12 protein-coding genes are annotated in these 13,254 nt (G+C 36.0%); 7 read left to right on the top strand and 5 right to left on the bottom strand.

The window, feature by feature from the left end:
* Window positions 1–29: 29 nt before the first annotated feature.
* Together IEV85_RS15565 and hemB are read right to left on the bottom strand one after the other, a co-directional pair.
* Window positions 30–2,183, bottom strand: a complete 2,154-nt coding sequence (locus IEV85_RS15565) for a TonB-dependent receptor (RefSeq protein ID WP_188465053.1) — start codon at window positions 2,181–2,183, stop codon at window positions 30–32.
* Between the two features lie 181 nt (window positions 2,184–2,364).
* On the bottom strand, window positions 2,365–3,339 hold the full coding sequence (gene hemB / locus IEV85_RS15570; RefSeq protein ID WP_188465054.1) for a porphobilinogen synthase: 975 nt from the start codon (window positions 3,337–3,339) through the stop codon (window positions 2,365–2,367).
* 179 nt (window positions 3,340–3,518) lie between these two features.
* On the opposite strand from hemB, the gene IEV85_RS15575 reads away from it, so the two are divergent.
* The 3 genes from IEV85_RS15575 to IEV85_RS15585 all read left to right on the top strand — a co-directional run bounded on the left by IEV85_RS15575 (window position 3,519) and on the right by IEV85_RS15585 (window position 7,873).
* Entirely contained in the window at window positions 3,519–4,637 is a 1,119-nt protein-coding gene (locus tag IEV85_RS15575; RefSeq protein WP_188465056.1) for a glycerate kinase, read from the top strand.
* 212 nt (window positions 4,638–4,849) lie between these two features.
* Window positions 4,850–5,863 (top strand): LacI family DNA-binding transcriptional regulator, encoded by a 1,014-nt coding sequence (locus IEV85_RS15580; RefSeq protein ID WP_188465058.1) that lies wholly within the window; start codon window positions 4,850–4,852, stop codon window positions 5,861–5,863.
* A 165-nt stretch (window positions 5,864–6,028) separates the two neighbouring features.
* Window positions 6,029–7,873: an ATP-binding protein gene (locus IEV85_RS15585; RefSeq protein WP_188465060.1), complete on the top strand. Its 1,845-nt coding sequence runs from the start codon at window positions 6,029–6,031 to the stop codon at window positions 7,871–7,873.
* A 6-nt stretch (window positions 7,874–7,879) separates the two neighbouring features.
* Here the strand turns inward: IEV85_RS15585 and hpf are convergent, their stop codons facing one another.
* The 3 genes from hpf to IEV85_RS15600 form a co-directional block, all read right to left on the bottom strand.
* Window positions 7,880–8,203: a ribosome hibernation-promoting factor, HPF/YfiA family gene (gene hpf / locus IEV85_RS15590; protein WP_188465062.1), complete on the bottom strand. Its 324-nt coding sequence runs from the start codon at window positions 8,201–8,203 to the stop codon at window positions 7,880–7,882.
* 1 nt (window position 8,204) lies between these two features.
* Window positions 8,205–8,555, bottom strand: a complete 351-nt coding sequence (locus IEV85_RS15595) for a HepT-like ribonuclease domain-containing protein (protein ID WP_188465064.1) — start codon at window positions 8,553–8,555, stop codon at window positions 8,205–8,207.
* Window positions 8,556–8,706: 151 nt separating this feature from the next.
* Complete coding sequence (locus IEV85_RS15600; protein ID WP_188465066.1) at window positions 8,707–9,198, bottom strand: Fur family transcriptional regulator; 492 nt, start codon at window positions 9,196–9,198, stop codon at window positions 8,707–8,709.
* A 341-nt stretch (window positions 9,199–9,539) separates the two neighbouring features.
* Here IEV85_RS15600 and IEV85_RS15605 point away from each other — a divergent pair, with 341 nt between their 5' ends.
* From IEV85_RS15605 to IEV85_RS15620, 4 genes are all read left to right on the top strand, one after another.
* Entirely contained in the window at window positions 9,540–10,478 is a 939-nt protein-coding gene (locus tag IEV85_RS15605; protein ID WP_188465069.1) for a hydrogen peroxide-inducible genes activator, read from the top strand.
* A 78-nt stretch (window positions 10,479–10,556) separates the two neighbouring features.
* On the top strand, window positions 10,557–10,844 hold the full coding sequence (locus IEV85_RS15610; RefSeq protein ID WP_188465071.1) for an SEC-C metal-binding domain-containing protein: 288 nt from the start codon (window positions 10,557–10,559) through the stop codon (window positions 10,842–10,844).
* A gap of 25 nt (window positions 10,845–10,869) precedes the next feature.
* Window positions 10,870–11,688 (top strand): Cof-type HAD-IIB family hydrolase, encoded by an 819-nt coding sequence (locus IEV85_RS15615; protein WP_188465073.1) that lies wholly within the window; start codon window positions 10,870–10,872, stop codon window positions 11,686–11,688.
* Between the two features lie 28 nt (window positions 11,689–11,716).
* Complete coding sequence (locus IEV85_RS15620; protein ID WP_188465075.1) at window positions 11,717–13,249, top strand: GH3 family acyl-acid amido synthetase; 1,533 nt, start codon at window positions 11,717–11,719, stop codon at window positions 13,247–13,249.
* Window positions 13,250–13,254 lie beyond the last annotated feature (5 nt).

The raw sequence follows: 13,254 nt of genomic DNA on the forward strand, positions 1-13,254 counted from the left end.
TTTAGGGTTAAAAATGAATTTTTTAAGAATTACAAATTATTAAGTTGGTTAGCATTTTTGTCTTTAGAGATTGTCCAGAATATGCCCAGGAATAAAAACCTGTCCGCTACCTGTTGAATAGGAAGGCTTTCAAACTGACCTTGCGCATTAGGTTGAGTTGCATATTGATATCCAAACTCGTTTTTGTATCCGAGCACGTTGGAGCATTCAAAATGGATAATCAGGTTAGGCATTGGCAAATAGCTCCAGCTTATGCTTAAGTTGTTATAGTCTCTGGTTGTAGATTGCATTTCACCTGCCATGTTAGGATTATGATAGTTGTAGCCGGAATTCCAGGAGTATGAAAACCCTAGCTGAGAATTTAATGCCTGGATGAATCTTTTCATCACTACTGAAGCATTATGCTTTGGAGCGTAGCCGGGAGTCACTTTAGACTCGAAATTATTTAAGTTTCTTTCGCTATCGGTAAATGAATAGGTAATCCAGAAATCAGTTTCTCTTAAAGATTTATTATCTCTATAGAAGAAGTCGAAACCTTGTGCATAACCACTTCCATTATTATTTAAGCCATAGAGGTTGCGAGAGGATGCTGAGTCATATCTTATTAAATTCTCATATGATTTATAGAAAGCTTCTGTGCGGAATGTTCTTCCTTTTTTACTGTAGAGATAGTTAAGAATGAAATGTGAAGATTCGCTATTTCCCAAATCGTTCTTTTGTATTCTTATTTCAGGCTTTGCTAGTTGCTTAAATTGTCCGTAAGCAAAAGATACTTGTGAGTTTTCTCCTGATTTATAAGCCAATGACGCACGTGGAGTTGCCCAGATTTTTTCAAGGAGTGTATTGTAAGTGGATCGTAAACCTGCTCTGAAAACAAGGTTTTTGCTCAAGTAGTAATCTGACTCGATAAAATGGTTGTAAGTATTTTCATTAAAGCTTCTTTCCTGCTGACTGGTTTCATTTTTCTCTTTGTAAGTGGAATGATATAATTCCAAACCATTCTTTACTGAGAGTCGATCAGAAAAATCTTTTACTATTACTCCTTTTATGTGATTTAATGTATTAGTGAGCTTAAATTGTGTTCCATTAATTCCAATATTGTCTTGATTAAAAGATGCGGAAACTCCACCATAATATGACCAGCCATTATCTAGAGCTTGTTTATAATTTATATTTCCGAAATTATAGTTGTTGTTTATTGAAGTAGTAAGCACCTCGTCTGTTCCCGGTTGTTCTTGATTAACAGATACTTTTGCATGCTCTGTATGGTAAAAGGCTTTAAGTAAACCTGACTTCCCTACCTTTTGCCTTCCTAGTATTTCAGCCTGCCAGCTGGAAGGAGCTTTTTCAAAGTCCATATTCTGACTGATGATAGATTGATAAGGAGCCAAATTCATAAATGCACCACTTGCAGTTACAGAGTTTCTTTCACCTACTAAAGTCTGAGTGAAATCTCCACCAATTGACATCAGGCTCAAATCAGTTTGGTTCCGAAGTGGCATATCAATCGAATTAAGAACTAAAGCGGAAGAAAGTGCTTGCCCAAATTCTGCAGAGTAGCCTCCAGTGCTAAAAAAGCTTCCTTTGAAAAGGTTAGGGTTAAAACGAGAGCGAGTTGGCACGTTTGAGGCAGTGCTTCCATAAGCATTTCCTACCTGCAAACCATCAAAATAAATGTTGGTTTCTGAGGCATCTCCACCTCTTACAAATAAGCGTCCATCGTTTCCTACGGTAGAAGTTCCCGGTAATTTAGTAAGAGCTCCAATCACATCTCCCATAGCTCCTGAAGTAGTCACTATATCTAGTGGCTTCATCACCACAGCTTTCTTTACATCACTGGCTTCCATAGCTCCGGCAGTAATAGTTACTGCATTTAGTTGGTCAATCTTTTCTTTTAATACAAAAGAGTGCTGCTGTTTTGTGCCATCGCAGTTTATAGTTTTTGCAGATGGGTGGAAGCCTATCATGGAAACTACTAAAGTTTTTTCTCCTTTTTCAGTAGTAGTAAAATTAAAGTTACCATTGCCATCAGAAGAGGTGCCGTCATAAGTATCTTCAATAAAAACATTAACCCCGGGGAGAGCTTCTCCTTTTGTGTCAGTAACAATTCCCTGAATAAAAGTTTGCGCTGTAACTACTGAGGTGGCGCTTAAGGCTAGAATAAAAGTTAATAGTGTTTTCATTGGTGCATTTGTTTACACCAAATGTGGAGGAATGTCGGCTCAGGAAAAATTAAAGCTTACTGAACCGTAGAATCAGAAGGATGAAGTGTATAAAGAGGAAGATGAGGAAAAAACTACTTTTTAGAATTTGGAATAAAAGCAGACAGGATAAAGACCAGCCTGCTTTTAAAAGTGGTGTAAATTATCTTTTCAAAATTACTGCCGCCTCTTTCGCAAAGTAACTTAAAATTACATCTGCGCCAGCTCTCTTAATACTTAATAAACTTTCCATCATGGTGCGTTCGCCATCAAGCCACCCTTTTTGAGCTGCTGCTTTAATCAAGGAATATTCTCCACTCACATTATAGGCTGCAATTGGTAGTTCATGGTTTTCTTTTAGTAAATGAATTACATCAAGATAAGCCAGGGCAGGTTTTACCATTAAGAAATCGGCTCCTTCATCTGCATCAAGCTCTGCTTCAATAAGTGCTTCATGCTTGTTGGCAGGATTCATTTGATAGGTCTTTTTATCTCCCGATTTAGGTGCGGAATCCAGTGCATCCCGAAAAGGACCGTAAAAAGCGCTTGCATATTTAGCAGAATAACTCATGATGGATACGTTCTCGAAATTATTGTCATCCAAAATATCACGAATTACCTCCACCCGGCCATCCATCATATCTGAAGGCCCAATAATATCAATTCCTGTTTCAGCCTGAGCAAGTGCCATATCGGCTAAAACATCCAGTGTTTCGTCATTTAATATATACCCATTTTCATCCACAATTCCGTCATGTCCATCGCTGCTGTAGGGATCCATTGCTACATCCGTCATAATGCAGGCTTCAGGAAACCTGGATTTAATTTCTTTTAATGCCTTTAAGTAGAAGAAATCATGGTTGGCACTTTGCGTGGCCATTTTATCCTTGTGTTTTTCTTCCACTACGGGGAAAATATCGAATGCTTTAATACCAAGCTTAAGGCATTCTTCAATTTCTTTTAGCATCAAATCAGTAGTTAACCTGAAAATACCCGGCATGCTTTCTACCTCAATTTTTCTATTCTTACCCTCCAATAGAAATAAAGGAAATATAAAGTCTTTAGTGGTAAGCGTTGTCTCTTCCACCATTTCTCTGATAGCAGCTGATTTTCGGTTTCTTCTTGGTCTTCTTAACATGTAATTGTTTTATTGATTAGTCAAAATTACGCTTTTTTACAAGATCAGTTGATAAGTTTAAGGTGAAAAATATAGTAAAATAGGAACTGAGTAAATATTCTTGATGAGATCCCTCATATTTCTGATGCAACTCTTTTTTGCTATTTTTGATCAAGTCAATATGCCTCTCACTACAGCAAATGAAAATTATTATTGCACCTGATAAGTATAAAGGAAGCCTTAGCGCTGAGGAAGTAGCAAACATTATTGGGGGTGTAATTAAACAGTATGTGCCTGATGCAGGAGTGATTAAGTTTCCTATGGCAGATGGAGGGGAAGGAACTTCAGCGATTTTAGGTAAGCACTTTGGAGCAGAGAAATTGAATGTAGCTGTCCACGGACCACTGATGAGAATGCGAATGGCCTCATATTATTATGCTTCAAAAAAGAAAGAAGCTTATATTGAAATGGCTGAAGCTTCAGGTTTACAATTACTTTCTGCTGCTGAACGCAATGGGCTAATAGCCAATACTTACGGTACAGGAGAGTTAATAAAGGATGCAATTAAAAGAGGAGCCAGCCACATCATTTTATGCATTGGAGGTAGTGCCACTAACGATGCGGGTACGGCTATGGCAAATGCTTTGGAATATATTTTTCAGGATGTTGAAGGAAAAGCTTTTATTCCTAATGGTGAAACGCTATCGCAAATAGCCACAATTATTCCCCCGGAGATTAATTATTTCAATCGTGTAAAAGTAACGGTACTTACCGATGTTCGAAATCCTCTGTATGGTTATGAAGGGGCTGCATATGTCTATGGTCCTCAAAAAGGGCTTTCTGATGAAGAATGTGAAATAGTGGATAGAGGCTTTCGTCACCTTGCAAAACTCATCAAAAGTGATTTCGGCTTCTCCATTGATGAACAGTCAGGCGCAGGAGCTGCTGGTGGCTTAGGTGGGGGAGCTACCTTTTTCCTTAATGCACAACTTAAGGAAGGAGCTAATTATATAAGTAAGTTGTTGGAAATCGAAAAGCATGTTGCCTCAGCAGATTGGGTGATATCAGGCGAAGGGAAGTTAGATAGTCAATCCCTGGAAGGTAAAGTAGTAACAGAAATGTATAGGTTAGCTCAAAATTTTAGTAAGCCCCTCTTACTTTTAGTAGGTAAAAATGATTTGGGAGATCTTTTAAAAAAACAGTTTCTGAAGACTAGAATATTCAGTCTTACTGATGTAGCAGGAAGTGAAGCGGAAGCGATGAACCAGTCAGAATTAATGTTAAAGCAAGCAGTGAAACAATGGGTAGAATCAATGTAAATGATTTAATTTAGCTTTAAAGCAAATAGGCATAGTTTCTGAGGTAAGATTTTCTTACTTTTGATTAATTTAAATGAAGAAATTTATTCTACGTAGGATTAGCTAAAGTATTTCTTAATAGAAGAAGTCAAATTAAGTGTAATTATTTGCGTTCATTAGAAATAGTTAAGATTTTACTAAGGAAATTTTATTGAAAGTTTTAATTTCAAGAAATGAGTATAACAATAAAAGATTTAGCCAGCCAATTAGGACTTTCACCTTCCACAGTTTCTCGCGCTTTAAATAATAATAAAAATATTAATCAAGCCACTATTCGGAAAGTGCAGAAGCTTGCAAAGGAGCTCAATTATAAGAAAAATAACTGGGCCTCTGCTTTACGAACTAAGAAGACTAAAATGATTGGTGTTATTGTTCCCAGTCTGAAAAACCCTTTTTTCGCTCATACTATAAGTGGAATACAGGAAGTTGCTAATGAGAAGGGATATCGTGTAATGATCTGCCAATCTAACGAAAGCGTAGAGCTTGAAACGCATCAGCTAAATACTTTAGTGGCAAGTGGTGCAGAAGGAATCTTAATTTCTATTTCAGGTGAAACAGAATCTTATGAGGCTATCTCTGAATTGGAAGAAAGCGGAATACCTGTAGTTTTTTTTGATAGAGCTTTTAAATCTGTAAAAGCTAACCAGGTAGAAGCAGATGACTATGGGGCTGGTTTTAAAGCGACTCAGCACCTGTTAAGTTTGGGGTGTAGAAATATTGCCCATCTGGCAGGCCCGGAAAATCTCAGGAATTGCCTGAATAGAAAAGAAGGCTATTTGCAGGCTCTGAAACAATTTAAAGTTCCGGTGAGAGAAGAATTAATTATTGAAGTAAGCTTGGAAAGTGATGAGTTTGAAGACGAGGTAATCAAGAAATTACTTGAAATTTCACCAAAGGTGGATGGTGTTTTTGCTGTAAGTGATCCTATTGCTGTACAAAGTATATTGCATCTTAAAAAGCAAGGAGTCAAAGTTCCCGAGCAGATTAAAGTTGTAGGCTTTGGGAATGATTCTGTAGGAGAAGTAGTAGAGCCCAACCTTACCACTGTTACTCAAAATCCGTACGATATGGGAATTGAAGCAGTAAAGCTACTGATGGATATTGTAGATAATGCAGGCTTCTCTAAATCTGTAAAACAGATTTTTGTTGATGCAGAATTAATTGTACGAGATTCAACAATCAATTAGAAGTTAAATACTAATCAAAGGCAATTTTCAAGCGAATTATCTTAAATCAAAATTATTTTAAGTAGCTTATTACCAGGATTATCTGGTATTTACTTTTTTTGAAAGAAAAGAATTTTTCCATTCTTTATTTAGTGCTAAATTCATAATCTTAATCTAATATAGGGTATGAAGTTTAGGTCTCTTCTAATGTTTGTCTTATTGTCATTCTATGGTAGCAGAATGACATATGCTAACTCTGGTTTGTATTGGGAGCAAGCAAAGAGAGCTAAAACCGCGCAGCTGGATTTGTATTGGTATATTTCTAAACCTTTTGTCTATAAAGACGATAGAGGGCAGATGAAGGGGTTGGAAGTGGAGATGATGGAAGCTTTCTGTGACTATTTAAAGCAGAAATATGATACTGATATCCAGTTAAATTGGATAGAAACTCCTAGTTTCAGTTCTATACATCAGACTGTAGCTAATTTGGATAAACCAAATACTTTCGGAGTTTCAGCCTTTTCTATTACTGAGGAACGAAAAGAAATAGTTACTTTTTCTGACCCTTACCTTTCTGATGTAGCTGTTTTAGTATCAAGTAAAGGAACTCCTATTGTACGTACGCTCGATGAAATTAATAAATTAATGAGCAAATTAACGGCTGTTACTATTAGGGGAACTACTTATGAAAAATTTCTGGAAGATTTAAAAGAGCAGCTGAATCTGAAATTTGAAACAATTTATATTAACAGCGATAAAAATATCCTGGATGAAATTGTAAATGGAAACAATTATTTCGGATTTATTGATTTGCCTATTTACCTCATGATGATAAAAGACGGGAGAGAATTAACCCGCCAAAATTTCTTTACCTTAAGAGGCGATGGTTACGCATATATCTCTCCACAGGGAAGTGACTGGATTATACCTTTAAACCAGTTTTTGGAGGACCCTGAGTCAAAGGTGAAGATTGCCAATATTATTTCTAAATACATAAGCCCGGAACTTTACATGTTTATTGAAAGTACGTATGGAGACGATAATTTGGGAACTTCTATTCTAACAAAAGAAAAGGAAATTCAGATGGAGCAAATTGCAAATGCAGAAAATCAATTAGCTAAAGAAAAATTTTACAGGAGATTGCTTATTTTTTTAATAATTGTGGTGAGTGTTTCCGCTATTTCCATTTTTGTTTTATTATTCAATACAAGAAAGATTGTTAAGAAACTATCAACCCAGAAAAAACAAATTACTTTACAAGAGGAAAGTATTAGAAATAAGAATGAGCAGCTTATTAATAGAAATGTACAGTTAACCACCTTAAATGAGGAGAAAAACAATCTTGTGAAAATACTTGCTCACGACCTCCGAACTCCGATTAATCATATAACAGGTTTAATAAATGTACTTCAAATTTCTGCTGCTAACCTGGCAGAAGGGGATAAAAAAATAACCTCTCAGATTAAAGATTCTGCCAGCAGGCTTAATCAAATGATTCATAAAATATTGGATTTTGATGCGCTGGAAGGAAATAGAATGTTTGCCAATACAGAGAAAATAGATATTAATCAATTAATGGAACTGCTGGTAGAGAATTTCAAACCTAGTGCGCAGGAAAAAGAGATTGATTTACAACTTAAGATAGAGGCTTCCTATGGGTTAAAAACTGATTACCTTTTTCTCACCCAAATTATGGAGAATTTAATTTCTAATGCTATCAAATTTTCTGAAAAGGGAACAAAAGTGGAGATGGAAGTACTCTCTAAAAATGATAATATAATCTTTACTGTGAAAGATCAGGGGCCGGGATTCACAGAACAGGACAAAAAGCTGGCATTTACAAAATATCAGAAATTAAGTGCAAAGCCTACCAATGGTGAGCCATCCACGGGGCTCGGGCTTTCTATCGTGAAAAAATATGTCAATCTTTTGGGTGGGGAAGTGTGGGTAGAATCTGAATTAAAAAAAGGAAGTACATTTTATGTAAGCTTGCTCAAAATAAAAAATGAGGCTGAATTAGCCTCATCTTAGTTAATATTACAATTTATCAGGTCTTTTTTCGTGCCTGTCTTTAACTTTTTCTTTTGCTTTCCTCACATTTCGCTTAGCAACATCATAGCATTCTTGAGCTGCAGTTATAAAGCTCTCACCCTTACCTGTAACAAAAACATCATTACCAGGCAGAAAAACTTTAGCCTCTACCAGCTTATCTCCATTTTCCGTTTCCTGAAGTGATTTTAAATATAGGTCTACACCTACAATTTGATCATTGTATTTGCTTAATTTATTAAACATTTCCCTCATATGATCATTCAGCTCTTGGCTAATATTAAAATTAACCGGTTCCAATGTTATATTCATTTTATCTTAAGTTATTTTGGTATAAATCTGATTGTTCAATTTGTTCTGCAATTTCTTTCAAGTCAGGAATTACATTAAACACCTGCTGATGTGCAAATTCAGCTTCCTGATTGTATCTGGCATTTCTAAATGCTACTAATGGCTCCAGGTTAATCTCAGGAGGTAATTTTTGATTATTGGAAAGTTCTCTTGCCGCTTGTCCTATTTCCTGCAGGTATTCAAACACTGCTTGTCTGGCCATTTCATTTTGTTGAAAATCCTGAACAGTCATGCCGCTGGTCTCAGCATTTACAGCAGCTATATTATCTACAATTCTGTTAAGATGTTGTATTGTTTCTTGTAAGTGCATCATACTCTATTAATCGGCATTAGTGCTAAATTGTTGCACAAAACGCGTACACTTACAATGCATTAATTGCTTAATTGAAAGAGGTATTGCCTTCTTCCAGTCAAAAAAGAAATCAGATAATAATAAAATTCAGTTTATAAAAATGCTAAGGTGATCAGGAAGTAGCTTGCTTTCTTTGTAAATTTTCGCAGTTGGAGATTGTACAGTCTCCATAAAAAACAAGAGAGTGTAATTTTATCTTAGAGCTAAGCGATTCACCCACTCTTGCTTTAATATCTTCAATGGCCGGATCCAGGAATTCTTTAATTTTAAAGCATTCGTTACATACAAGGTGGTCGTGATGCTCGTATGTTAATGCAGGTTCATACAAAGCATTTTTATCTTTAAAATTGTGTTTTACCACAAGGCCACATTCAACTAGTAAATCGATAGAATTGTAAACAGTGGCACGAGAAATAGTATACTCTTTATTCCGCATTTTAAGAAATAATGACTCTACATCTATGTGCTCATCTTGCGGAAGCTTATACAATTCATCCAGCACGGCATACCTTTCTGTTGTCTTTCTTAAATTTTGGTCATTTAAGTATTCATCCAATATTTTTCTAGCCCTAATTAATACTTCTTTCTTTACCGGTTCCGACATATGCTCAATAGGTATATTTTTTAAAGTTTACTACAAGTTAAATAAAAACTTAATTATTTTACTAATTCTGAATGGTATGATGAGTATAAAATATGATTTTAATCATGAAAAACGCAAGTTATATTATAATAAGCAAGCTTATTTCAATTTATATTGAGGGATATTATTAAGTGTTAATGCTTTCAAAGTTTTACCTTTACTCCTTTATTTTATCATTGGCAAAATGAGCTGGTATATATCTTAAGGTAACCTAAAGGATGCATCAATATTCCAGGCTACCTTATCTATGGAGGAGAGATAAGCTATTTGTCATAAATTATTGATACTTTAAGCGTTTAATTATGAAAGCTACTATATCACAATTAGAATATATTATTGCTTTGGATACTTACAGGCACTTTGGCAAAGCAGCTGATAAGTGTTTTATTACCCAACCTACTTTGAGTATGCAAATTAATAAGCTTGAAGAAAACCTGGGAGTGAAAATTTTTGATAGAAGCAGGCATCCTGTAGTGCCTACCGAGCTTGGATCTATTCTGTTGGAACAAGCAAGAAAGGTGGTGAATGAAGCTAAAAAGATGGAAGAGCTGATCGAAGATCAAAAAAGTGAAGTAGCCGGTGATTTACGAATAGGAATTATTCCTACCATTGCTCCTTACCTGATTCCTCTTTTTGCAACAGGTTTTATGAAAAATTATCCAGCTATTAATATTCAGGTGGAAGAGTTATTAACTGCTGCTACACTAAGAAAAGTGAAGGATGAGTCATTAGATGTAGGAATTGTTGTTGGGCCTGTTGATGATCCTTCTATCAGAGAAGTTCCTATTTACTATGAAAAATTTCTGGCTTACGCTCATAATACACCTATTGAAAAAGGGCAGGTAGTTAGTGCAGAAGACCTGGAGGCAGGAGAACTTTGGCTGCTTAATGAAGGCCATTGTTTTAGAGAACAAGTACTCAATATCTGCCAAAACAGAAATATGGATAATATCCTTAACTACCAAAGTGGTTCGCTTGAATCTTTAAAGAGAATGGTTGATAAACAAGGAGGCATCACTCTGCTTCCTGAGCTTGCTACCCTGGATTTGTCAGAACAAGATAAAGAAAAGCTTCATACATTTAAAAGGCCTACCCCATTTAGGGAAGTTAGCCTGGTGATGAAAAGAGATTTTCTGAAGCGAAGACTTATTGAGTCCTTACAAAAAGAGATTATTCATAGCTTACCTGATAGTTTAAAGAACAGAGATGAAAATGAACTGCAGATAATAAAATGGAGATAGTCTATTGCTGATAAGCTCTTAATACCTTGACTTTGCTTCACAAAATTTCTGTATATTTAATCAATAAAATTTATAGATATGAACGAGCCAGGAAGAAATGAACCTTGCCACTGCGGAAGTGGCAAGAAATATAAAAACTGCCACATGGGAAAAAGTGAAGGTGTTAAAAGTAATAAAAGCATTCTTTATATCTCTGTATTTGCAGTAATTTTAGTGCTTGCAGGGTTTTCCGTCTTTTATAATTGGGATAAAGCACCCTCTACACGAAGCAACACTAATAGCAATACCTATACTCCGCAGCCTGCAGGAGAAACACCTCCCGGAAAGGTATGGTCAGCTGAACATGGCCACTGGCACGATATTTAAAAGGAAATCAGGAAATAAATCCATAATGTACAAAGCAATTTGTACCGATATTGACGGTACACTACTAAATAGCGAAAGAGATCTTTCAAAAAGAACAATTTCAACCTTTAAAGCACTCAATAAGGATATTCCGGTAATTCTTGCTTCATCAAGAATGCCAGCAGCAATGCGGCATCTGCAAGAAAAGCTGGGCATTTCCACACACCCACTTATTTGCTACAATGGTGGTTATTTAATTGATCAGGATAAGGTAATTAAAATTGTAGATTCAGTTACCATACCTTTCTCCATTGCTCAGGATATAGCTGAATGGTCCGCGAAAACAAGTCTTCATGCCAGTTTCTATTTTGAGGATAACTGGTACGCACCTCAAATTGATGTCTGGACAGAGAGAGAGATGAGCAATACTAAAGTGAAGGCCCATATTTTAACTAATTCTGACCTTATGTCTCAGTGGAAGCCGAATGAAAACGGAGCTCACAAAGTTATGTGTATGGGTGAGCCCGTTCTAATTGATGAGTTGGTTCAGTACCTCTCCGAAAGAAAGGCTCCTCTACATTTATATCGCTCAAAAGATACGTATCTTGAAATAGCACCACTGCAAATATCTAAAGCTTCGGCACTTAATTTACTCATTAAAGATAAGTATAACTTCTCTATTGATGATGTTGTAGCATTTGGAGACAACTTTAATGACATAGAACTGTTAAAAGAGGTAGGAAAAGGAATTGCTGTAGCCAATGCTAGAGACGAACTAAAAGCTGTTGCAGATGAGATAACAGATTTCGCTAAAAATGACGGTGTTGCTAAAGCAATAGAAAAGCATTTCCTTTCTTTTTCCTGATTAACATTTTTTAAACTTTAATTTTTGCATGGAAATAATAGCTAACCTGGTAAAATCTGCCATATCAGTTGGTAGTAAATTAGAAAACCGAGATTCTCCCGAAGTGGCACAGGCTGCTGTTTTAAAAGATTTGCTAAATGGTGCCAAAGATACCTCTTTTGGTAAATATTATGGTTTTGAGCAACTATTGGAGAGTGAAAACCTTGAAGAAGCTTTTAAAAAAGAAGTGCCTTATCATGATTATGATAAAATATTCAGCAAATGGTGGCACAAGTCTCTGGAAGGAAAGCCGGATATATGCTGGCCTGGAAAGTGCAATTATTTTGCGGTGAGTTCAGGAACAACCAGTTCCAGCAAGCATATCCCTGTAACAGAAGCTATGCTGGATAGCGTGCGTAAAGCAGGAATTCATCAGGTTTTGAGCCTAGCAAATTTTAATGATTTACCGGAAGCTTTTTTCGAGAAGGAGGTTTTAATGCTTGGCTCAAGTACTAATCTTAAAAAAGTGGATGATCACCATGAGGGTGAAATAAGTGGCATAAGTGCAGCTAACATTCCTAATTGGTTTCATAGATTTTATAAGCCTGGTCAGGAGATAAGCTCAATAGATGATTGGGATGAGCGAATTCAGAAAATTGCTGAGGAAGCATCTAATTGGGATATTGGCAGTATTTCGGGTATTCCTTCATGGATTGAATTGATGCTTCAAAAGGTGATCGAGCATCATAAGGTGAATAATATACATGAAATTTGGCCCAACCTGGCAGTTTATGCTTCAGGTGGGGTGGCTCTTGACCCTTATAAGAAAAGCTTTGAAAAATTGTTTGCTAAGCCTGTTCAATACATTGATACTTACTTTGCTTCTGAAGGGTATGTTGCTACCCAGGTTAGGCCTGATACGGATGCTATGCAGCTTATCTGTAATAATGGTATATTCTTTGAATTTGTGCCATTTGAAGCTGATAATTTAAATGAAGACGGTTCCATTGCAGAAAACGCTCCTTCCTTAAGTATAACTGAGGTTAGTGAAGGGGTTGATTACATTCTTGTTATATCTACTGTAGCTGGTGCATGGCGTTACATGATAGGTGATACTATTGCTTTCACTAATAAGGAGCTGGCAGAAATTAAAATCACAGGCAGAACTAAGTTTTTCCTAAATGTTGTAGGTTCTCAACTGGCAGTGAATAAGATGGATGATGCTATAAGTAGTATCAATGAAAATTTCTCTGTTAATATAAAGGAATTTACTGTGGCAGCTGTGCGTGAGCAGGATGACTATATCCACCATTGGTATATGGGAATAGAGGGTGATAGCAACTCTATAGATACTTCAAAAATTAAGACTTTTCTGGACGAAAATTTAAAAGAGAGTAATAAGAACTATAAAGTAGCTCGAAATAAAGCTTTAAAAGATATTAAGGTCTCTTTAGTACCTGTTCAGTTATTTGTAGAATGGAATAATTTTAAGAAGAAAAAGGGAGGGCAGGTGAAAATGGCAAAAGTAATGAAAGAAGAAGCCTTCAAAGAATTTGAGGAGTTTGTTAAATCTTCCAAATAGAGCTG

This window comes from Marivirga lumbricoides, assembly GCF_014636295.1.
GTDB classification, from domain to species: Bacteria; Bacteroidota; Bacteroidia; order Cytophagales; family Cyclobacteriaceae; genus Marivirga; species Marivirga lumbricoides.